A 23,131-nucleotide genomic window follows, 5' to 3' on the forward strand; every position below is an offset into this window, starting at 1 on the left:
TATAAATCTAAAAAACAAAACCGCTCTACAAAAAGCAGAACGGTTTTAATTTATTTATAGCAGTTAAGACTACATCATTCCTGGCATTCCACCACCCATTGGCATAGCTGGCTCAGCGCTCTTTACTTCAGTGATTACACATTCAGTTGTAAGAAGCATTCCAGATACAGAAGCTGCGTTTTCAAGGGCAACTCTTGTTACTTTAGTTGGGTCAATGATACCTGCTTCAAGCATGTGAACATACTCGTCAGTTTTAGCATTGTATCCGAAGTCTCCAGAACCTTCTGCTACTTTAGCAACGATTACAGAACCTTCACCTCCTGCGTTAGCAACGATTTGTCTTAATGGCTCTTCGATAGCTCTTTTCACGATTTTGATCCCTGTAGTTTCATCAGAATTGATTCCTGTAAGGTTGTCTAAAGCTGAGATTGCTCTTACTAAAGCAACACCACCTCCTGCAACGATACCTTCTTCTACAGCTGCTCTTGTAGCGTGTAGAGCATCATCAACTCTGTCTTTTTTCTCTTTCATTTCTACTTCAGAAGCTGCTCCTACATAAAGAACTGCAACACCACCAGCTAACTTAGCTAATCTTTCCTGAAGTTTCTCTCTGTCGTAGTCAGAAGTTGTAGTTTCCATCTGAGCTTTGATCTGAGCTACTCTTCCTTTGATTTTCGCTTCGTCACCACCACCGTTTACAACAGTTGTGTTGTCTTTGTCAATCGTTACTTTCTCAGCAGTTCCAAGCATATCTAAAGAGATGTTTTCCATAGTGAAACCTTGCTCTTCAGAGATCACCTGTCCACCTGTAAGGATTGCGATATCTTCTAACATTGCTTTTCTTCTGTCTCCGAATCCTGGAGCTTTTACAGCAGCAATTTTAAGAGAACCTCTTAGTTTGTTTACTACTAAAGTAGCTAAAGCTTCACCTTCAACTTCTTCAGAGATGATCAATAGAGATTTTCCACCTTGTGCAATTGGCTCAAGAACAGGAAGCAATTCTTTCATTGAAGAGATTTTCTTCTCTACTAAAAGGATATATGGGTTTTCTACTTCAGCTACCATTTTCTCAGGGTTAGTCACGAAGTAAGGAGACTGGTATCCTCTGTCGAATTGCATCCCTTCTACTACGTCTACAGTAGTATCGATACCTTTAGCTTCTTCTACAGTGATTACTCCTTCTTTACCTACTTTTCCGAAAGCTTCAGCGATCAAAGATCCGATAGTTTCGTCGTTGTTAGCAGATACAGAAGCAACTTGTTTTACCATTTCTGTAGAATCTCCAACTGTTTTAGATTGAGATTTTAAGTTTTCAACAACAGCAGTTACTGCTTTGTCGATTCCTCTTTTAAGATCCATTGGGTTAGCACCGGCAGCTACATTCTTAAGACCTTCTCTTACGATAGCCTGTGCCAATACAGTAGCGGTAGTAGTACCGTCTCCTGCGATATCATTAGTTTTGGAAGCAACTTCTTTTACCATTTGCGCTCCCATATTTTCTACTCTGTCTTCAAGTTCGATTTCTTTTGCAACAGACACCCCATCCTTAGTTACATGTGGAGCACCGAAAGATTTTTCGATCACTACATTTCTCCCTTTAGGACCTAAAGTTACTTTTACTGCATTAGCCAATGCATCAACACCTCTCTTTAAAGCGTCTCTTGATTCAATATCGAATTTTATTTCTTTTGCCATTTTTGATTAGATATTAGATGTTAGATGTCAGATATTAGACAGCTAACAATAGTTTTTTAATTTGATTTTTTTAATCTGAAATCTTAGCCAATAATTCCTAATAAGTCAGCTTCTCTTACGATTAAGTAATCTTTACCTTCTAACTTCAATTCAGCACCTGAATATTTTCCATAAAGAACTTTGTCACCTACCTGAACAGTTGTAGGCTCATCTTTTTTACCAGGTCCTACTGCCACTACAGTACCTTCTTGCGGCTTTTCCTTTGCAGTATCCGGGATAATAATACCTGAAGCTGTTTTAGTTTCTGCTGCGATTGGCTCTACCAGAACTCTGTCTGCCAATGGTTTAAAGTTTACTGACATAATATATTTATTTTTTAATTATTTCTGTGTTGTAATTCTCTAAATGTATGCCATGAGGCGTAGATGGCTGAAATGGCAGACTTTTGAGCCCGAATGTGAAAATATGGCAGAAAAATAAAATAAGAAAGCCGGAAAATTCCGGCTTTTATTGTAAGTGTTTAATTTTTATGAATCCTGCTTTATGGACATTGTTGTCCCGGTCCGATCCATAGAATACATTGTCCTTTGTAATTGCGTTCACAGCAATAACGTCCTGCTGCACCGCCGTTGATTGATTTCTGAGCATCTCTGCTTAGTAATTTTGCATTTTTCATAGTTAATAATATTTAATTTGTATACTTCCTGAACGTTTAAAGTCAATCAGGATTTTGACATTTGGTGTTTAATTAAATCAAAGATAAGTTTTTTCCTTAATATGTGATATATTTTTAATTGTTTTTTTTAGTATAAATTATTGGTTATCAGTTAATACTTGTTCGTTTGTTTGGAGCAGTATTGATTTCAGAAGAGGTGGAAGACAAAAAGAGAAGCCGGAAGATATCTCCGGCTTTTATAATTATTTGTTGTATCAGGGCAGATCTATGGACAAAATTGCCCTGGTCCGATCCAGCGGATACATTTCATATTGTCATCATAATCACAACAAACAAGTTTTCTCGCAGAACCTCCATTAATGGATTTCTGAGCATCTCTGTTTAATAATTTTGCATTTTTCATATATAATACCTTTGTTTTTTTAGCTCCTGAACATTTAATGTCAATCAGGTTTTTTTGACAGCCTGTGTTTTTATTGTTAATTCAAAGGTAAATGTTTTTAATACAGGTTGTTAATCTGTTTGTAGACAGGGAATTGCTATTGGTATTTTGAATGACTGTTTTTATGAGGTCATTTCTAAAAACATTCTTCTTCCACTCATATCCATTTCCTGTTTTACTATTTTTCTTGTTATCGTGTCAATATAATAAGTGGTGGTAGTGGTTTTGTTACTGATATCATCATTTGTTTTCACAACCCAGACCGGTTTCCCTTTATATTCTGACTTTTGGGTATCCAGAATATAGGCCTTCATCATTCCTTTTTTCTCAGATTTTGGATTGTAGTCGAAAATAGAAATTTCGGCAGAATAGTGTTCTTGCAATGGAAGAAATCTTATCAGCATTGCATAGCTGCTGCTGTCAAAATATTGGGTTGCAGGAATATCGATACTATCTTTTTTCTGCAACTTTTTATCCAGATAATATCCGGTCACTTTATCTTTACCGGACTTTAGAACCATGTCCCGCATGGAGTTATAAGAAGAATGATACTCAGGGGTAAAATTTGAAGTTTTTACAATAGTGGAATCTGTCCATTGAGCATCTGGAGCTTGTTTCATTTTTACTATTGTTTTGATAAGAAGATCTGTTTTGTTCAGCTTTTTGGTTTCTGTAATGATACTTCCGATTTCTATTTTTGTACCGGCATTTTCAGCATACCATACAGATTCTGATGTTTCATCTTTGATCAATTTAGAATTGATCTGTACATTTTCTGGGGTAAGAAACTTTTGTGAAAAGAGATTCACGCTGCTCACTAATAAAAGGAATAAAAATGTTCTCATGATCTTTTTATTAGTTAGTTGATCTGAAATTCAAAAAGTTACAATGCTATTTATTCTTTTTGAGGTTCAGGAGAAATATTTTCGTTTTCCATTGAAAATATCACACTGGTGATTTTCCATTCATTTTTAATTTTCACAAGTCCCCAGGATTCTTTGCCCCATAAACCTTTTTTTCCTCCAGCCCAGAAACTGAAATTAAATGTTACAGAAGCAATGCTGCCGTCAGTATCTATATTTACATTAGAAAATTTTTCTTCTTTTACAGATCCTTTAGTAGTGCTTCTGAACCAGGATTTATAATCTGCTGTTTTATGATCCGGAGATTTAGGGTCTTTTTCAATTCTTTTCTGCTGGGTTTTATCCTTATAAACCCCTACCCAGGTTACTGGCCCGTCATAAAATAAGCGATAGAGGCTGGTGCTGTCTTTGGTTTTTAAGCTGGTCATAAAAGTATCCAGCACTTTATGGAGTTCAGCTTTATCTTTTTCGGAGCCTGATTGTGTTTGCGAATAGGTGAGGTTAAATCCGAATAGAAAGATAATGAGCGTTATAATGATATTTTTCATGATTTTCTGTTGAGTTTGGATGAATCCAAATTACAAAAAATACAGAAATAGAATGAAAAAATATTGATTGTTAGTGTTTTAAAAAACAATGTCTAAAATTTTTCACAATGTTTCAGTTCTGGGTTTATCTGTTAAATGATTCTTTGAGGCCTGATTTATTTTCGAAATCACTGCCCCGGAAACGGCAATTCCTATAAAGTTGGTTACCGATCTGGCTTCATTCATAAAACGATCCACGCTATAGAGAAGAGCAATATCTGTCAACGGAATTTTTCCGAATCTGTTCAAAGTGAAAATAAGCGCCAAAAATCCTGAGCCTGGGACACCGGAGGCTGTTTTTGAAGTAATAGAAATGATGATAAAAAGCCACAGATAATCATTGAAACTTAAAGGGATCGTATAAAACTGAACCAGAAAACAACAGGTCACGGAAAGATAGATACAGGCTCCGGCAAGATTAAAATTATATCCTAAAGGAATAATAAATCTTAAAATTTTCCTGCTGTAGCCTTCAGATTCCATTTTCTCAAAAATGAGAGGAAAGGCTGTTTTAGAAGATGAGGTACTGACCACCAGGATAATTTCTTCTTTGATGTTCAGTAAAAATTTCCAAAGGTTAAACTTGAAGAGGTAAGAAACAGCCCCAAGAATTCCAAAAATGAAAACAATATCAGCAATATATACCGTGGCAACTACCTTACTCAAAGGAAGAAGGGTATTGATGCCATATACAGCAACACCATAGGCTATATTACAGAAAATAATGAGGGGAAGAATGATGTAAAGATACTTAATGACGGTGTAAAATATATTCACACCCTGATCCAATATATTCAGGAACTTTTCTTTTTTTGAAGAAAGATTCATAGCAATACCAATCACAATAGAGAGGAAAAGAAAGATACCATGCCTATTGAGATAGATAAGATTGGGCAGACCATCATTTTTGATTTCAAATGTCTTGGGTAAGGATGTATTGATTCTGGTAATATCAATTCCTGTATCAGAACCGGGCTGCATCATTAATCCAAAAACGAAACCCACTATTATGGCGATCGAAGTGATCACTAAGAAATATAAAATAGTCTGCCATACAATATTACGGGCATTTTTGAGCTCAGACAGCTGGCTGATTCCATAGGCGACTGCCATAAATATAACAGGGAGGATCAGTGTTTCCAGGATCATGAAAAAATACCGGCTCACCACTCCCAGTCTTATACTTTCCTCAGGAAGGTAATGGCCGGCCAATACTCCTCCTATCATTGCTGTAAATACATACAATGTAAGGTTTTTAAGGTATTTTCCGGTAAATGTTTTCTGAGGTTGTAAAGGGTTCATCGGGAAAAATAAGCTGTTTTTTACAAAACAAGTTTTAAGCGGTATTATTATTTCTGAAGTTGAAGATACTCATTATTCATTACATTCTTATCATATGGTTCCAAGAAGTAGCGCCCCTATAAGCATGATGATTGATGATCCGATTGCCCATTTTAAAGTATACTTCAGGTGATCAGAATATTCTACTCCTGCTAGTGATACCAACAGATACGTAGAAGGAACCAAAGGACTTAATAAATGAGATGCCTGACCAACAAGACTTGCTCTTCCTAATATTTCAGGAGCAATATCCAGCTGGCGTCCTGTTGCCTCAATAATAGGAAGTATTCCAAAATAATAGGCATCATTCGTGAGAAAGAAAGTAAGAGGAACACTAAAGATGGCTGTAATAATATTCAGATAACCACCCCAGCTTTTGGGAACAATGTCTATCATACTATTTCCCATAGCCTGCATGATGCCGGTTCCGTTAAGGATTCCCGTAAAGATTCCTGCTCCAAAGATCATTCCTGCTACAGACAATGCGTTTCCGGCATGTTTTGAAATAATTTTCTGCTGATCTTTTAGTTTTGGGTAATTGATAACAGAAGCAATACAAAAAGCAATCATAAAAGCAATACCTAATGGAACAATGTCTAATATCATCACAGTCAACAGAATAAGAGTCAAAATTAAATTCACCCAGATCAGTTTTGGACGGAGAAGCTGAGGATCAGATTCTCCGGCAATGTCTCCGGTACTGTATTTTGTATACTTCCCATATTTTGCGATGCGTTTTTTTTCTTTTTTCCCTAAGATGTAGGCTACAAAGATTACCCAGATGATGCCTAAAGCCATAATAGGAATCATAGGCACAAAAATTTCGGTGTGTCCCAGTTTCAGGGAGCTCATCACCCTTGCCGTAGGACCTCCCCAAGGTAAAATATTCATAATTCCACCGGCCAGCATAATAATGCAGGTCAGCGTTAATGGGTTCATTCCTTGTTTTTTATATAAAGGAAGCATGGCTGCTACAACAATGATATACGTAGAAGAGCCGTCACCATCCAGAGAAACCAATGTGGTCAGAATAGCAGTTCCTATAGTTGTTTTTACTGGATTGTCTCCAACTGCTTTTAAAATAAGATTGACTAAAGGCTCAAAAAGTCCGGTGTCTATCATTAAACTGAAATAAAGAATGGCAAAGATGAGCATAACCCCTGTAAGGGCTATTTCCTTGACTCCATTCTTCATCATTTCTCCCAATTGAGATCCAAAACCTGCTAAAAATGCAATGGCTACAGGGATAATGACTAAGGCGGTAAGAGGAGTCATCTTCTTCTTCATGATAAGCACCATAAAGATGATGATCATCAAAAATCCAAGGAATGTAAGCATAGGTGGTTGTATTTGAGGTTATTTATTTTTATTTTTTCTCCAGTCAAAATTGTTTCGATAGCCGATATAGGCATAGTTACTGGTAGATCCGGTTTCCAGCTGGTTGATAAAAGCAACTTCTATGGCTGAGTTTTTTCCTGTTTTTATTCCTATCCCGGCTGTTAAACGGTTGCTGTCAAAAGTTTCTTCTTTGCTGGCATTCATTCTGATTTCATTTTTCAGAATACCATAAAGCCTTTCTTTCTCCCCGGCTTTATTGAATGGGATTCTTAAAGAAATAAGATAACGGAGTCTTACAATGAATTCATTCGGATTACTGATAAACCGTTCCTCCACACGAAATCGGTGAGAAATAGAGGTTCTTCCGATATTACCTCCCAGACTTACCTGTTGGAAAGGTCTTTTTTCATACCTTTCTTTTTTGGTGTTATCAGATTTGTACGAGTCCAGAATAAGAAACATTGCTCCTACAGCAGGTCTTACTTCAGGAGCTACTTCATAATCTACATAGGCAGAAACCAGAAAAAGTCTGGTATCATAGGCGAGGTCAAAAGACCGGTATTGGGTAAGGGCTGTCAACGTACTTTTGTCTGTCAGTTTTGCAGACATGAGGTATTGGAACCACATATTATAACTGTCCCGGCTTTGAGCCATAACAAATTGACTGACACCTAGTAGAAAAAAGGTGATTAACGATAATTTAACTTTCATGTAAAATTGAATTAATATCCTGCTTTCTCAAATATATTTATAAGAAGGAGCCGTGAATTTATTTTTCAATCAATAGCAGTTTTTATCAGTAAACTGCAATCCGGGGAGAAAAAGGTCTTATATTTGGAAGATTGAAAATTGGATATTTTAGATGTTTTTTATTATAAATATTATATTTATATTATTGATTTTTAGAGTTTTACTTAGTGGTAAGATTTTAAAGAGACTGATGGAATATCATTGGGGGCTTTTGCTGAAGTTTCAGCACGTTTTCTTCTTTTTCTTCTTCTTTATCATCACTTTTTTCACCGAAAACTACTTTTTGGATGTTCCTGAGCTCATCTGGTCTGTATTATTTGTAATTATTTTCAATGTTGGGATTTACTATCTGGTCTATTTTTATCTTGTGCCAAGGTTTTATCTTTCCAATAAGTATCCGGAATTTATTCTGTATGCATTCATCTGTTTTTTAGTATCAAGTCTTTTTAGAATTTTGCTGGAACCTGCGGTGTTTCATATGAAATTTGATGAAACCCTTTCCAATACAAAATTCCTTTATAATGTCTATACCGCTCAGGGCATTGTGATACTGGTGGCGTCATTTCTGGGAATCACGAAGGATAAATTTTTGATCGAGCAGGATTTTAAAAATTTAGGGGAAGAAAAAGACCAATTGTATCTTGACCTTTTAAAATCGAAACTAAACCCTCATTTTTTGTTGAATACTCTTAATAATATTTATTCCAAAAGTTTTAATCCATCTGAAAAAACATCTGAGTCAATCTTACAGTTAAGCCGTTTGCTGCAGTATGTTATTTATGATACCAATAAGGAAAAAATTACGTTAATGCAGGAGTTTTCAACGATTAAATCATTGATTGGACTTTACCAGCTAAAGTATAATAACCTATTGGATATCAAGTTTGAAATAAAAGATGATGAAACGCTGGAACTTATTGAAGTACCGCCATCAGTTTGTCTTACTTTATTTGAAAATGCTTTAAAACATTCAGCAGTGGGAATTGAAGAGAATAGCTTTATCAAGGTATCTTACAAAATACAGGATCAGGAATTATTATTTGAAATTAAAAATTCTGTAGCCAAGAACCGGAATCTAGTGAATAACTTTAATGATAATGGATTTGGAAATGAAGCGGTCATCAGCATTCTGGAAAAATATTATCCTGAAAGATTTACTTTTATATCGGAAGCGGCTGAGAATAATACATACGAAACTACTTTAAAAATTAAACTATAATGGCTAACCTGACTATCGTAGGAGTGGATGATGAATATCCCGCGTTAGAACTTATCCGGCACTATTGTGATCAGATAGAAGATGTAGACTTGCTGGAGATATTTCAGAACCCGGAAGAGGCACTGCAATATTTACAGAAGAATAGGGTAGACCTTGTTATTCTGGATATTAATATGCCTTATATCAATGGGATTGACCTTTTACTTAAGCTTCCCTATAAACCATTATGTATATTTCTTACCCTTGAAACTCAGTATGCTGTAAAAGCATTTGAATTGGATGTAGTGCATTATCTGGTGAAACCTGTAGATTTCGAAACATTTAAAAGAGCAGTATATAAAGCAAAGGACTTTTTACAGTTTAAACAATCTGCAGAAGATAAAAAACAGGAAGATTTCATTATGTTTAAATCTAATTATATCATGAATAAAGTCCTTCTTCAAGATATAAAGTGGATTCAGGGGTTTGGAGAATATATTATTCTGATCACTCATTTGAAAAAATATATGATCCTGGAACGGATGTCCAATTTTGAAGAAAACTTTCATAATTTAGGATTTATCAGAATTCATAAATCTTATATTGTCCTTTCTTCTCATATCAGTTCATATGATTCAAATACGATTTATCTGAAAGGAGGAGAGCAGCTCCCATTGGGAAGAACTTATAAAAAACACCTGAAAGAATATTTAGGGTAAAAAGTATAGGTTAAATTTTTATATCTATTTCTAATGTAAAAATAAAAAGCTCACTGATTCAGTGAGCTTTTCGGTTTTTGTTTGCCGGCAATTATGCTTTTTAGCTTTTTCCTGCTGCCTGCATAGGATTTACTTTTCCATTAGAACTTCCTCTTGCAGAACTTCCATCCTGTTTCTGTTTGAAGAGCTGGAATTTTGAAGTTTCCCTACCGGAACCATTGTTGGTCCATAAATTATTGGTGGTATCAATATCAGCAGTTTCTCTCATAGGATCTAACTGAATTGATTTCAATTTTTTATCAAAATAATAGGTCTTTGAAACTTTTTGTTCGTTAAGTCTCCAGATCTGTGCCGAAGATTTATCGTACAGCTTTGTACCGTCTTCAAAGGTGAATTCGAGGATAATCGGCATTACTAATCCGCCTTTATTCAAAAAGTCGATCTGATAAGCGGTAATATTTTTAAATTTCTCTTTATCCTTAGCATCTAGAGGTGGAGTAGCATCTATTTTAGAAATATATTCCTTGGTGCTTACTTTTTCCTGACCTCTGTCATATCGGTAGTAAAAATCCTGTGCATCCTTATCCTGATCAACATAGAATTTAATATTTTTATCTTCTCTGTTTCTGATTTTTGAAAGATCTTCGAAACTATTTACCAATGGCTTTTCAACCTGATACTTTATTTCTGTAGCAGCTTTTGGATCGGTATCCAGATTAGGCGTTGCTACGGTTACCTTATCAATGGAGATATCTACAGGATCTGTTCCGTAGAACCATCCTCTCCAGAACCAGTCAAGGTCTTCACCACTGGCATCTTCCATAGTTCGGAAAAGGTCTGCAGGTTCAGGATGCTTAAAAGCCCATCTTTTCGCATAGGTTTTAAAAGCCTTATCAAAAAGTTCTCTTCCCATAATGGTTTCACGAAGAATATTCAGTCCTGTAGCAGGTTTTGAATACGCATTCGGACCATACTGAACAATGTTTTCTGAGTTGCTCATGATAGGTTCCAGCTGGTCTTTTGGAAGTTTCATATAATCTACGATTGTCCATGCCGGACCTCTTTTAGACGGGAATTTATTATCCCATTTTTCTTCCGTAAGATATTCCGTGAAAGTATTCAGACCTTCATCCATCCAGGCCCATTGTCTTTCATCAGAATTGATGATCATTGGGAAGAAGTTGTGGCCTACTTCGTGGATAATTACTCCGAGCATTCCATTTTTTGTTCCTTCAGAATACGTTCCGTCTTTTTCCGTTCTTCCGAAATTGAAGCAGATCATAGGATATTCCATCCCGTTGGCGGCTTCTACAGACTGAGCTACAGGATATGGATAAGGAATGGTAAATTCCGAATAGGTTTTTATTGTGTGAGCTACGGCCTTTGTGGAGAATTTTCTATAAAGTCCATAGGCTTCTTTAGGATAAAAACTCATTGCCATTACCTTATTATTGTTTTCAGGAATAGTAACATGCATTCCGTCCCATACAAATTTTCTTGAAGAAGTCCAGGCAAAATCCCTTACATCATTCGCTTCGAAAACCCATGTTTTTCTTTGTTTCGAATGATTCTTTTCCGCTTTTTTGGCTTCATCTAAAGTGACAATTTCTATAGGTTCAGAAGCATTTTCCGCTTTTCTGTATCTTGAAAGTTGATCTGAAGTTAATACCTGATCGTAGTTTTTACATTCTCCCGTTCCGCCTACAATGTGATCGGAAGGGACATTCATAGACACTTTAAAATTTCCGAAAACCAGGGCAAATTCACCTCTTCCGGTAAACTGATGGTTTTGCCAACCCTGGAAATCGCTGTATACACACATTCTTGGATACCATTGTGTCATCGTATACAGGTCATTGCCATCCTCAGGGAAATTTTCATAACCACCACGGCCTCCCATCTTCATTCTGTTGGAAATATTATAGTTCCAGTCTACTTTGAAAACGAATTTTTCTCCTTTTTTCAACGCTTTTGGAAGGTCAATACGCATCATGGTTTTGTTAACGGTATACTTTAGAGGAGTTCCGGAAGCATCCGTTACTTTTTCAAGAATAACTCCATATCCGTTATCCTTTACAGGAAGTTCCGTTACCTTAAGCTGTTGATCCGTTGTTGACGGGCGAAGGACTGATGATGTATCATATCCTGCATTCCTAATGCTTGAATGTTCATTTTCATCCAGCTGAAGCCAGATGTACTCCAGTTCATCCGGAGAATTGTTGTAATAGGTAACTGTTTCAGACCCTTTCAGATTTCTTTTATCCTCGTCAAGGTAAGCCGTAATATTGTAATCAGCCCTGTTTTGCCAGTATCCGTGTCCCGGAGCACCGGAAGCTGTTCTGTAAATATTGGGTGTTGGCAGAATACTTCCCAGCTGTTCAAACTTGTTTCCATGATTGCTGCCCGGATTATTCTGAATATTTTGTGCGGTGAAACCTGTATATGCAAATACAGAAAGTGAAAGTATAACAACTTTTAGTTTCATAACCGAAATGATTTAATAATGATCAAAGATAGTAATAAGCAGTTGAAATAGTGAAAAATTTTCATGTTTAGAAAGGAATTCTTTCCAAAGTCATTTTTAGAGATAATGCAAATACTCCGGATGAGACAAAAAGAATCCAGTCTTTTTTGTTAACCTTAAAAATAGTAAGCAGAATAAACAACAGTATTAAAATAGCACCTACAATGACGATCTGTCCCAATTCCAATCCGATATTGAAGCCCAATAATGGAATTGCAATGCCCTGACTTTTAGCAATCATCACTCTGGCAGTATTGGCAAAGCCCATTCCATGAACAAGTCCAAAGATCAGGGCAAGGTAGTAATTGGCCCGCATCAACGTCTGTTTCTGATTTTTCATAATAATATTATCCAGAGAGGTCAGAACAATGGTCAGGGGAATTAAAAATTCAACCCAATCAGAAGGAACCCTGAAAACATCAAGGATACTTAAAGCCAGTGTAACAGAATGTCCAATGGTAAATGCGGTGACAAGGATCAGAATCTTTTTCCAGTCACTGTAGGAATAAACAGCGATCAAGGCTAAGACAAATAACTGGTGGTCTAAGGCATCAAGAGAAATAATATGTTCCCACCCAAGGTTTAAATAAAAGAGAAAATCTTGCATATATAGTTTTTGTATTTTGTAAATAGGAATAAATTGTTGATTTTATTAGTTAATTATTGTATGTGTATGGAAATGAGTGCTTTGTTGTTGTGTTTGGTGTTAAATGTGTAATTTTATTGATGAAAAAAATATACACAATGAACTTTAAAAAATTATTTTGTACAAAAGTACACATTACAAGTGTAGGTAAAAGGCGTGTTCAAAATGCGATGTCTGTTTTTCTGATATTTTGTTGCTCTTTGTATTTTGGGCAAGTCCAAAAGTTAGATTCACGATTTAAAACTTTATTAAACAACAAAAAAAATGTAACCAAAGGAATTAAAGGAGAAGATTTGAATAATTTGGAAAAACAACTTGGTGCCCATTTGGTAGTAATGGCTAAGGGTACACAGACGATGTATTCCTGTATCATTTATACTAAGGATCCTGAACGTTTAAAATCGGAAGGTATTTTGGTTCAAAGTGTTCTACCTAATTTTGCCACTGCTTTGGTGAGCATCGAGGACATTGAAAGACTACTTCAACTTCCTTATGTGACTTCCATTATGGCACCACGTTTTGATAGTATCAATAACGATGCAAGCCGAGGACAATCAGGAGCCACACTTCTTCAAGATGGAGTTTTTAATAATACCGCTTATAACGGGAGTGGAATTTTGGTGGGAGTTTTTGATACAGGTATTGATTGGAAACATCCTGATTTTAGAGGAATAAATGATCAGACTAAAAGCAGAATTTATTCAATCTGGGATCAAACGCTGACTGCTCAAGGTACAGAAGCCCCACCAGCAGGGTTTAGTAACGGAGTAGAATATACCAGAACACAAATTGAGGATGAAATCGATGGGACTCCTACAAATTTTGTTCGTGAAAGAGATATAAACGGCCATGGCACCCATGTAGCCGGAACTGTAGCGGGGAATGGTGCTGCTTTCTCGGATCTAAGACATAAGGGGTTTGCTACAGATGCAGATATTGTGATTGTAAAAGGAGGAGATGGAACTTTTTCATCGAACAATACAATAGATGCATTAACTTATTTTAGAAAGGTAGCAACTGCACTTAATAGACCGATTGTAGTTAATATGAGTATTGCAGGGCATGTTTCAGCACATGATGGACTTGCAGCACAGGAAGTGGCTGTTGATTCTTTTACTGCATCAGGTCTAGGAAGAGTAGTGGTGATTGCCGCAGGAAATGATTTTGGTAAAAACATTCATAGGAATGTGGATATTGCTTCAAATGCTACCGGATCCTATGTATTCACAGTAGGGAGTGATACATCTACATCATCAGTGTTCTCATTTATAATGTTTGCGAATAATGATACTTCTGTAACTGCTAAATTAACAACCCCGGATGGACAGCAGTATACACAGAATATTTCTACAGATACCAACCATAGTATTCTGGGGGGAGCCTTTACAGCAACAATATATAATTATTGGCATGTAGACAATAACAAACGTTTTGTTGAGTTAGTCGTTACCAGAAATGCGGGAGCTACTGCTGATTGCCAGGGGATGTATACTTTGGAAATTACAAATAATGGAGCTGGCCAGATTTCTACAAATGGATGGCTTTACGGTCAAGAAGTTGCTACAACGCTAAAGGATGGCAATAATGATTATGTGATAGGTACTCCCGGAAATGCTACGAGTGCAATTACAGTGGCATCTTATAATGGAAGAGCTAACTATTTGAGTAGTGTAGATAGTAATTTACGTTTTGGGATAGGATCAACTGTAGAAGGAATTTCTACTTTTAGTAATAAAGGTCCAAGGATAGATAGTGTTTTGAAACCCGAGATTACTGCTTCTGGGCAGTTTGTAATTTCGGCACTGTCGTCATCTAGTCCAAGAGGTTTGGATCCACAGGCAGTAGACCGTATCAGTGATAAGTATGTTGTTGATAAGGGAACGAGTATGGCTTCTCCAGGGGTTGCGGGAGCGGTTGCTTTATTGTTGCAGGCGAATCCAAATTTAACGGCTTCAAATGTTAAATCCAGATTGACCAGTAATGCAAGAAAAGATGCTGAAACGGGTAATCTTCCCAATCCGAGATGGGGATATGGAAAATTAGATATATACAAAGCTGTTGCAGATGAGATAGGCTGTGCTGTTTCAGAATTTGAGAGTATTAATTATGATACACAGTTTTATGAGGATTCAGGTGTTGGTGCTGTTAATGTGGATAAGAGTTTTATGGCAGTAAAATATACACCTTCCAAAACCGGTAAATTAAGTGGAGTGAATTTTTTTGTTGCTCATGGAGATCTGGGAGATGTACCATTTACTATTGATATCAAAAAGGTTGACGCAAGTGGGAATCCAGGGGAATTGATTACCTCAAAATCATTTACTTCAATTAAAAATACTTTTTATCGAACAGGATGGAATTATATCAATCTTTCCGATTTAAATGTAAATATTACAATGAAGGAAGATTTTTATGTGGTGTTAAACACTTCAGCAGGAGTAATGACTTTGTTCTTTGAACAGGTATCCCCTAATGGTGGAAGAAGTAAGGTATCTAATGATGGTACAACTTGGATCTCTGCAGATGGTAATTTAAGAATCAGAGCTGTTGTGTATGAAGATAAACCTGAAATAAAAAAGCTGGCCACAGCTAATTTATCTAAAACCACAGCAATTACAACAGGCAAAAATTATTATACTAATAATTGCGAACTTATTACGAGAGTAGAAAAAGAGGCAATAAGTACTATTTCAGGAAATGTCACTTCAAAAGTATGGGTAGATGCTGCACAACCCAAGTATGTTTCAAGAAGATATGAAATAAATCCTACAACAGATGCTTTAATGGCAACAGGGAAGGTAACTCTTTATTTCAGTCAGGCCGATTTTGATGCTTACAACCTTACAGGCAATATAAAAAAATTACCTACTTCCAGTACTGATGATGTTAATAAAGCGAATATCATAATAGAAAAGTATGCAGGAACAAGTGCTGGAAATACAGGAACGGTAGCTTCTTTTGGCAGCCCTGCTACCATGGTTCCCCTGAATGTTTCTGATATTGTATGGAACGATACCTATAAATATTGGGAAATAAGCTTTCAAAATACAGGTTTTGGAGGATATTTTCTGAAAACAATCTCGTTATCGTCATTGGGAACGACAGATATTAAGTTGAATTCAGAAGTTAACCTTACTCCGAATCCGGCAAAAGATGTTGTTAATGTTATATTGGGAAGATATTCCAAAGCGACAGTAGCAATCTATGACGCCTCGGGGAAATTGATTAAAATAGCTAATGTTAATAAAAGTTTAACCAAAATTAGCGTCTCTGAACTGGTAAAAGGAATATACTTATTTACCGTTACACTGAATGATAATACGGTGGTTACTAAAAAAGTGATTAAAGATTAAATCTTATTATAATTAAATAATCAAAAGAGAGCAGCAGTTTTTATAACTGTTGCTTTTTTTATATTTGCTAAAAATAAGATGAATGTCTGGTAAACTTTTTTTTGGATTTCTTTTTATACTAACTTCTGTTTTTCAAAGTTTTGTGGATAAGGAAGCTTTTCACCCTTATCATGTAGGCTCTGTAGAAATTAACTATAGCTCAAAATCCAAAACTTTTGAAGTAACCGGAAGATTCTTTTTAGATGACCTAGAGAATGGATTAAGTAAAAAATATGCCGGCTCTTTTCATTTTAATGATGAAAAATATAAAGCTAATATCAACGAAGCTTTACAAAAATATTGTCAGGAGTATTTTAAACTAAAAACCAATAATAAGTTTTTAAAAATGAATTATATTGGGTATGAAGAAGATCATGAATCTGTAAATGTCTATCTTGAATCTGAACCCGTTGCTAATCCTAAGAAAGTGGAAACAGCTGTAAGTTTCCTGTACAATCTTTTTGATGATCAGATCAATATTGTCCATATCATTGTAAACGGAGATCGAAAGAGTGAAAAATTAACGTATCCTAACCGTTATCTGTATAAACAGTTTTAATTTTCCAACTGAATAAGAGTGTTGATTTCTTTTGCATGGGCCAAAAGATCAGGGAAAAAGTCATTATAACATTCCTGAAGGATATCTTTATGATTTAAAAAAGCTTCAAAAACAGGGATATCTTTATCCAGATATTTTGCTTTGTTCAATACATTTTGGATACTGAATTTAATGCCCCAGTCTTCACGGTAATTGTAAAGCCAGTCGTCATGTTCCATTTTGGCCAACATTATTTTGAAACTGTCAGGTAACCACTCTTCATTAGCATTTAAAACTCTGTACACCCGCTGAGAATGAGCCTTCCATTCCGTCAGGGAATTTAAAGAAAGATCATTGGCTACAAAATAATCCATAGAAACATCTACAAATGCTCCGGCGTAGAGTCTTACCAAAGGAGCAAAAACTTTTTTAGCTTCATGAATGGCAGGGTGGGAGTCTGTGAAAGTATCAATGGCGCGGTGTAAAGTAATTCCATCCTGAATGTCTTTTGGAAAAGAAAAACGATCCCTGTTTCGGATAAAGTCTTCCAAAAACTGGCCGACAATTTGTCCGTCAGTGAAAGTGAGAAAAGAATGAGCCAGATAATTCATAAACGAATATAAAAATTTTTAAACAAAGTTTTACTATTGCTTACCGTTTCTACCCAAACTCCTTTTTCAATTTCAAGATATTTAAACTCAATGTCGTTTAAGATAACCTCTTCCGGAGAAACAAGGCTGAGCTGAAGTTCATCATCATTAATAAGACATTTAAACTGTACCGGAAACGAAAATAGATTCTGAATCTGCAGATCTTTGTAACCATAAACAACTGTACAGTCTGAACCTAATGGTGTAAAACGTTCGTCGTCCTTGTAAATATCTATCGAATGTGGATATCGTTCCAGAACTTTCAATCCGGATTGAAGCGCCAGATAATATAAAATAGAAGAGAACTGACAGATCCCGCCACCAAAATCACTTGAAATAGTATTGTTGATGAGGTTTCTTCCTTCCTTAAAATTATTTTTTTCGCTAGGTTTTCCAATCATTTTCCAGAAAGAAAATACTTCACCGGGATGTATAATGAGGTTGTTGATTTTATCACCTACAACTTTTAAATTGTGAATTTTATTCTGATGAAAAGCCCCACTTTTAATAATTTGCTGGAAGCTGACGGTATATTCTCCAATATTTTCTGAACGATATTCTTTAGGATAAGCATAATTGTTTTTCCGTTCATTAAAATACCGCTGCAAAAGTTTCATCTGCAGTTTCCATGAATGAGGGAGCCAGTTTTTCAGTCGCTGTTTCATCTCTTTTCCAAAATGGTAATATGATAGGAAGCCCAGTTTTTCAGAAAGGAGCGGCAAAGAAAATTATCCAGTGGAAGAAAGAATCTTCTGATTGTTTTCGGCACTCTGTGAATCGGAAAAAATAACACTCCGGTTGTATTGATAACTTTCCATTGATCTTTTGAAAGCGCTGCAATATCTGAAACTGAAAAGCTGTTTCCGGCATGCCAGTCCTTTTGTGGAGAAACGGATTTTTTTCTGCTTTTTACAGGATAATCGAAAATAAGATTTCCATTCCTGTTTAATTTCTGATAACATTCGTTTAAAAATGCTTTCGTTTCTTCCCGGTTCTGATGCATGATGACATGAAAGCAGAAAATACAGTCGAATTCCTCATGAAAAGGGATGTCTGAAATTTCACCCGCTTTCAGAATTTTTTCACGATATTTCTGACGGGCGACATCCAGCATATTTTCACTGAAATCTGTTCCATGGGTAGCAAAATTTAACAAGCGACCTGTTCCGCATCCGAGATCCAGAACCTTTGTATATTTTTTGCCCCGGAAAAAAGAGGTTAAAAAAGACCTTTCCTGTTGGTCAATGTATTGTCCGTAAGAGTTCCCGAAGCGGTTCTCATCATAGGATTCTGCGAGGTTGCTGTAATATTCAAGAATACTAGTTTTCATCATTTGAAAAATCTTTTGTTAAGATCTTTAATTTTATTGACTTCTACAATTTTTTTTCCGGCATAATGAATTTTTTACAGTCCAGACTAATTGGATTGTTCTTTTCTGAATTCAGAAGGTGTCATCCCTGTCATTTTCTTAAAAATCGTATTAAAAGCTGTTTTTGAATTGAAACCGGACTCAAATGCAATTCCTAATACAGAGAGCTTATGATAAGAATCATCAGTAAGCATTTTCTTGGCATGTTCTACTCTGTATTTATTCACAAAATAGAAAAAATTCTCCTGAAAACCGGTGTTGAGAAGATAAGAAAGCTGGTGTGCATTGATCTTAATAAGATCTGATAATTTCAATAGGTTCAGATCACCGTCCAGATAAGGTTTTTCGGTTTCCATTAAGACAATTAGCCGTTGCTTTAAAGATTCAAATTCATCATCCGGAATCAGTTTTTTTCTTGATATTTCTTCCGTTTCACTTTCCAGTTCAATAGAAAGAAGTTCTTCCCGTTGGTTTTTGTTTACCGGATAAATCTCCTTTTGTCTGAGGACATAATAAAGCGTACTGTAAACAATAAATAGAAATAACAGATCCATAACTAAATGCTGATGCATTTTATACACAAAAGTGTTGAACAGTTCATAGACAACCGTTATCACAATGGTAACGAAAAGAAGAAAACTTAATCTGATCAGCCATTGCAGATCTATATTCTCTGTATTTGCTGAAATGGTTTCAATTCTCTTCTGATGTTTTCTGATTTTAAAATAAATAAGTGCAATGTAGGGAAGATTATGGGAGACATCAATAAGCATTACAATACTTCGGATAATCGGATTATTTTCCATATTAAAAAGTAATACCCAATAAATTACCGGAGTAATAAAGCAAATAAGATCTGTTCTTTTAAATCTGTAATCAGGATTGATAAAAAATATAACACTGAAAAATAAAAAAATAGGAGTAAAGATCTGTGCTGAATATAACGTAAGCGTAAACCATGAATCCGTTGGAATTCCACAGAAATGCAAAATATCAAGGAGCCAGTAACTGGACCAGAGGAATATAAATATCCCAAAAAAGAAGTTAGCCTTTTTGTTAACCCGCATAGGATTAATCAATACTGTAAATGAAAGCAAAGTCAAGCCTCCATAAAGCAGTACGAGGACAAACTTCTGAATATTTTCGGGTTGCATTGTTTACATTTTTTTAAAAAAGTCTTTCGTGGAAATCTTCAATTTTGCTTACTTCCTCAATCTTAATACCAAACTTTTTCTTCGGAAGTTTATTGAGATTGGAAATGAAAATTTTCTCGTAACCCAATTTTTCGGCTTCAGTAATTCTTTGTTCTGCCTGAGCAACCGGACGGATTTCTCCGCTTAAGCCGATCTCTCCGGCAAAGCAGTAATGTTCAGAAATGGCTATATCTTCATTGGATGAAAGAACAGAAGCTATAACTGCAAGGTCTAAAGCCGGATCATCCGTTTTTATTCCTCCGGTAATATTAAGGAAAACGTCTTTGGCTCCAAGTTGGAACCCAGCTCTTTTTTCGAGAACTGCCAGAAGCATATTCAGCCTTTTGGAATCAAATCCGGTACAGCTTCTTTGAGGAGTACCATAAACGGCTGTACTCACCAAAGCCTGAATTTCTAAAAGCATCGGTCTGTTACCTTCCAGGGTTACTGCAACTGAGTTTCCGGAAAGCTCTTCAAACTTTTTGGTGATAAGAATTTCTGAAGGATTTTTAATTTCCTTTAATCCCTGTGAGATCATTTCGTAGATTCCGATTTCAGAAGTAGATCCGAAACGGTTTTTATTGGCTCTCAATAATCTGAAAAGGTGATTTCTGTCTCCATCAAAGTTTAAAACCACATCTACCATGTGTTCCAGTACCTTGGGTCCGGCAATCTGACCGTCTTTGGTAATATGGCCTACCAAAAATACAGGAATACTGTTTTCTTTAGCATATTTAATGATTTCATTGGAGCATTCTCTGATTTGGGAAACGGTTCCGGGAGAACTTTCTATCAATTGGGACTGAAGTGTCTGAATAGAATCAATGATCATGAAATCCGGTTCCAGTTTTTTGGCTTCATGAAGAATTTTTTCCAGGGATGTTTCTGTAAAAAGGAAACAGTTCGGATTTTGAATATCTGTTAACCTGTCAGCTCTCATTTTAATCTGAGATGCACTTTCTTCCCCGGAAACATAGAAGATTTTTTTCTTCATTTTTAAGGCAAGCTGAAGCAGCAGGGTAGATTTCCCGATTCCGGGTTCGCCACCGATCAGGGTAACGGAGCCTAAGACAATTCCTCCTCCCAGAACGCGGTTTAGTTCTTCGGAAGGTGTTTTTATTCTTGGTTCTTCACTGGTTTCTACCTCAATGATATTGATGACATGTTGCTTGGTTTTTGAGAAAGGTACCGATTTGCTGTTGGGTTTTTCTACCACTTCTTCTACCAGAGTATTCCATTCTCCACAGTTTTTGCACTGTCCCATCCATTGGGAATATTGGGTTCCGCAGTTTTGACAGAAATATGCCGTTTTCAGTTTTGCCATACTGCGAAGTTATAAAAAAAGCTTTTTTTTCTGAGGCTTACAGAGATTTAAATATCAAAAACTCGTCTTATTCGCTTATAGTATGTGTTTGCATACTTGGAATAGATTTTATTCTCTCGCAGATTTGGCAGATTGAGTAGCTAAGAAAGATCAGTGTAATCTGCAAAATCTGCGAGAGAAATTATCAGTTAAGAACATTTACTTTCCCGGAAGAAACTGTGAAAATTCCAAAATCATCAATCAGCATCTTCTCTTTTTGAATAGTATTGAATGCCATAACTCTGTCCAGCTCTTTCTGTGAACGTCTTCTCATGATCCAGTCCTTATTCTGATGATTATTCAGTACATAGGCAATCATTTTCAATTGTGGATGCCAGGGTTGTCCTGTGTACACAATGTGAGAGTCCTTTTCTGAGATGGAAACAATTCCCTGAATAGCTTTACTTGCCATCTGATTATCTCCAAAAAGTTCAAGAATACCGGAAACGATGGTGATATTGGGTTCAATATTCAGTTTTTTATACGTCTCAGGATTAAAACAATCAAAATTAGTAAACCGGATCTGTTGGTAACCTTTTTCTTTAATCACCTTTTCACCGATTTCGATATTAGACTTTACAAACTCATTAATGACAATTTCAGCTTCAGGATATTTCTCTTTAATATCAAATAAATAATTTCCGGTACCTCCGGCAATATCAAGAATTTTAACAGCTCTTCCCTGTTGTTTAAGTACCTGAATATTTTGTTCTAAAAGCTGAAGTAAATGTTGTTTTCTGATACGGATTCCTTTCCAGCCAATGGCATTGAGATAATTCTTATCCATCATTTTTCCAAAACCTAATTTTCCTTTCGGCTGGTTCTGATAAACATAATCCAATGAAGCTCCGGAATCAAATCCATACTTTAATCCGATAGCCATTCCATTGCTTATTTTTCCGATCTTTCCCAGGGAGAGTTTCTGAAGTTTAAAGTTCAGATTGTTTCCAACATTATTTTTCAGATCCTGCTCTTCTTTTACAGAAAATGGGTCAGGGGAAAGATGGGTCTGTTTTGGAACTCTGTTGAAACATTTTTCAGCAAAATTCACAATTTTATCGTATACTTTTTCTTTTCCGGAATCGAATAAAATTCCGTGGAAGAAATCAGGCAGTACCTCGTACTTTTTTAAATCCGTATCCAGTTTGTCATGGAATATTTTTTGGTCTTTATTAAAAACCACATGATCTTTTTCTGCAGCTAAAATCAATGTTGGAGTATCTATTGCTTCAGCATCTTCTGTTAAACGTTTTCCAGCTTTGGCAAGATCAATAAGAAGCTCCGCATCAATGGATCTGGAGATCAATGGATCAGTATCGTAAGCTTTCTGTTGTTCAGGATCATGGGTCAGCATCTTCGATTTTACATAACTTTTGATGATTAACCCTTTTTTCAGCTTGGTTCCCAATGTAATCATTTCATTAGCCAAAGGAACAATAAGATTAATCCTGAATGCCGGTGCCAAAAGAGCCATGCCTGCAATACCAGGAGCAAAATCATGAGCCCAGGCAGCAGCAACCACTCCGCCTATACTATTGGCAACTACAAAAATATCTGAGATCTTCACCTCATATTTTGTGTAAAGAAATTTTGAAAAAGCATTCAGATCGCGAACATAATCCATGAAAACGGATGAGGTTGTAGCAGGAGTATGGCCATGGCCACGGAGATCAAAAGCAAAAATATTATATTTCGAAAACTGTGGTGACTGAGCAATATCATTAAGCCTTTCAGAATGTTCATGACCTCGGTGGATCATGATGATGCTTTTCTGATGGGGCTGGTAATTCCATTCCCTGTAAAAAATCTCATTGTTATCAAAACTTGTAAAATGTCCGCTGTTCATA

The 23,131-nt window shown here is 36.0% G+C and carries 21 protein-coding genes; 4 read left to right on the forward strand and 17 right to left on the reverse strand.

Features of this window, described 5'->3' with window-relative positions; translation table 11 throughout:
* Positions 1-69: 69 nt before the first annotated feature.
* From groL to M2372_RS13690, 9 genes are all read right to left on the reverse strand, one after another.
* Complete coding sequence (gene groL / locus M2372_RS13650) at positions 70-1,695, reverse strand: chaperonin GroEL (RefSeq protein WP_123320767.1); 1,626 nt, start codon at positions 1,693-1,695, stop codon at positions 70-72.
* Positions 1,696-1,778: 83 nt separating this feature from the next.
* Positions 1,779-2,057, reverse strand: coding sequence for a co-chaperone GroES (gene groES / locus M2372_RS13655; protein WP_034696138.1), 279 nt, complete (start codon positions 2,055-2,057; stop codon positions 1,779-1,781).
* A 179-nt stretch (positions 2,058-2,236) separates the two neighbouring features.
* Entirely contained in the window at positions 2,237-2,371 is a 135-nt protein-coding gene (locus M2372_RS13660) for a hypothetical protein (RefSeq protein ID WP_259080891.1), read from the reverse strand.
* A 265-nt stretch (positions 2,372-2,636) separates the two neighbouring features.
* Positions 2,637-2,774, reverse strand: coding sequence for a hypothetical protein (locus M2372_RS13665; RefSeq protein ID WP_165852192.1), 138 nt, complete (start codon positions 2,772-2,774; stop codon positions 2,637-2,639).
* 161 nt (positions 2,775-2,935) lie between these two features.
* On the reverse strand, positions 2,936-3,658 hold the full coding sequence (locus tag M2372_RS13670; RefSeq protein WP_123320766.1) for a hypothetical protein: 723 nt from the start codon (positions 3,656-3,658) through the stop codon (positions 2,936-2,938).
* Between the two features lie 50 nt (positions 3,659-3,708).
* Positions 3,709-4,224, reverse strand: a complete 516-nt coding sequence (locus tag M2372_RS13675) for a nuclear transport factor 2 family protein (protein ID WP_123320765.1) — start codon at positions 4,222-4,224, stop codon at positions 3,709-3,711.
* A gap of 102 nt (positions 4,225-4,326) precedes the next feature.
* Positions 4,327-5,565, reverse strand: coding sequence for a cation:dicarboxylate symporter family transporter (locus M2372_RS13680; RefSeq protein ID WP_123320764.1), 1,239 nt, complete (start codon positions 5,563-5,565; stop codon positions 4,327-4,329).
* 90 nt (positions 5,566-5,655) lie between these two features.
* Complete coding sequence (locus tag M2372_RS13685; RefSeq protein WP_123320763.1) at positions 5,656-6,942, reverse strand: CitMHS family transporter; 1,287 nt, start codon at positions 6,940-6,942, stop codon at positions 5,656-5,658.
* 18 nt (positions 6,943-6,960) lie between these two features.
* Positions 6,961-7,653, reverse strand: coding sequence for a DUF2490 domain-containing protein (locus M2372_RS13690; protein ID WP_123320762.1), 693 nt, complete (start codon positions 7,651-7,653; stop codon positions 6,961-6,963).
* A 229-nt stretch (positions 7,654-7,882) separates the two neighbouring features.
* Between M2372_RS13690 and M2372_RS13695 the strand changes: the two genes are divergently transcribed.
* Together M2372_RS13695 and M2372_RS13700 are read left to right on the forward strand one after the other, a co-directional pair.
* Complete coding sequence (locus tag M2372_RS13695) at positions 7,883-8,911, forward strand: sensor histidine kinase (RefSeq protein ID WP_115970378.1); 1,029 nt, start codon at positions 7,883-7,885, stop codon at positions 8,909-8,911.
* Positions 8,911-9,609 (forward strand): LytTR family DNA-binding domain-containing protein, encoded by a 699-nt coding sequence (locus M2372_RS13700; RefSeq protein ID WP_123320761.1) that lies wholly within the window; start codon positions 8,911-8,913, stop codon positions 9,607-9,609. The genes M2372_RS13695 and M2372_RS13700 overlap by 1 nt, the downstream gene beginning before the upstream one ends.
* Positions 9,610-9,709: 100 nt before the next feature.
* Here the strand turns inward: M2372_RS13700 and M2372_RS13705 are convergent, their stop codons facing one another.
* Together M2372_RS13705 and M2372_RS13710 are read right to left on the reverse strand one after the other, a co-directional pair.
* Complete coding sequence (locus tag M2372_RS13705) at positions 9,710-12,094, reverse strand: M1 family metallopeptidase (RefSeq protein WP_123320760.1); 2,385 nt, start codon at positions 12,092-12,094, stop codon at positions 9,710-9,712.
* Positions 12,095-12,161: 67 nt separating this feature from the next.
* On the reverse strand, positions 12,162-12,740 hold the full coding sequence (locus tag M2372_RS13710) for a HupE/UreJ family protein (RefSeq protein WP_115970432.1): 579 nt from the start codon (positions 12,738-12,740) through the stop codon (positions 12,162-12,164).
* A 341-nt stretch (positions 12,741-13,081) separates the two neighbouring features.
* Here M2372_RS13710 and M2372_RS13715 point away from each other — a divergent pair, with 341 nt between their 5' ends.
* Entirely contained in the window at positions 13,082-16,132 is a 3,051-nt protein-coding gene (locus M2372_RS13715; protein WP_185018889.1) for a S8/S53 family peptidase, read from the forward strand.
* A gap of 82 nt (positions 16,133-16,214) precedes the next feature.
* The gene (locus tag M2372_RS13720) at positions 16,215-16,730 is read left to right on the forward strand and encodes a DUF6702 family protein (protein ID WP_123320758.1); all 516 of its coding nucleotides are present in this window, start codon (positions 16,215-16,217) and stop codon (positions 16,728-16,730) included.
* Here the strand turns inward: M2372_RS13720 and M2372_RS13725 are convergent.
* The 6 genes from M2372_RS13725 to M2372_RS13750 all read right to left on the reverse strand — a co-directional run bounded on the left by M2372_RS13725 (position 16,727) and on the right by M2372_RS13750 (position 23,130).
* Positions 16,727-17,320: an ACP phosphodiesterase gene (locus M2372_RS13725; RefSeq protein WP_115970381.1), complete on the reverse strand. Its 594-nt coding sequence runs from the start codon at positions 17,318-17,320 to the stop codon at positions 16,727-16,729. The genes M2372_RS13720 and M2372_RS13725 overlap by 4 nt on opposite strands.
* Positions 17,317-18,024 carry a VanW family protein gene (locus tag M2372_RS13730; RefSeq protein WP_123320757.1) on the reverse strand — a complete coding sequence of 236 codons (708 nt, stop codon included), beginning with the start codon at positions 18,022-18,024 and terminating at the stop codon, positions 17,317-17,319. The genes M2372_RS13725 and M2372_RS13730 overlap by 4 nt, the downstream gene beginning before the upstream one ends.
* Complete coding sequence (locus M2372_RS13735; RefSeq protein WP_123320756.1) at positions 18,021-18,692, reverse strand: class I SAM-dependent methyltransferase; 672 nt, start codon at positions 18,690-18,692, stop codon at positions 18,021-18,023. Before M2372_RS13735 ends, M2372_RS13730 begins: the two co-directional genes overlap by 4 nt.
* 83 nt (positions 18,693-18,775) lie before the next feature.
* Positions 18,776-19,882 carry a helix-turn-helix domain-containing protein gene (locus tag M2372_RS13740; protein WP_123320755.1) on the reverse strand — a complete coding sequence of 369 codons (1,107 nt, stop codon included), beginning with the start codon at positions 19,880-19,882 and terminating at the stop codon, positions 18,776-18,778.
* Positions 19,883-19,895: 13 nt separating this feature from the next.
* The gene (gene radA, locus M2372_RS13745; protein WP_115970388.1) at positions 19,896-21,245 is read right to left on the reverse strand and encodes a DNA repair protein RadA; all 1,350 of its coding nucleotides are present in this window, start codon (positions 21,243-21,245) and stop codon (positions 19,896-19,898) included.
* Between the two features lie 184 nt (positions 21,246-21,429).
* Entirely contained in the window at positions 21,430-23,130 is a 1,701-nt protein-coding gene (locus M2372_RS13750) for a bifunctional alpha/beta hydrolase/class I SAM-dependent methyltransferase (RefSeq protein WP_123320754.1), read from the reverse strand.
* Position 23,131 lies beyond the last annotated feature (1 nt).

The organism is Chryseobacterium sp. BIGb0232 (assembly GCF_024810195.1).
GTDB lineage: Bacteria > Bacteroidota > Bacteroidia > Flavobacteriales > Weeksellaceae > Chryseobacterium > Chryseobacterium pennae.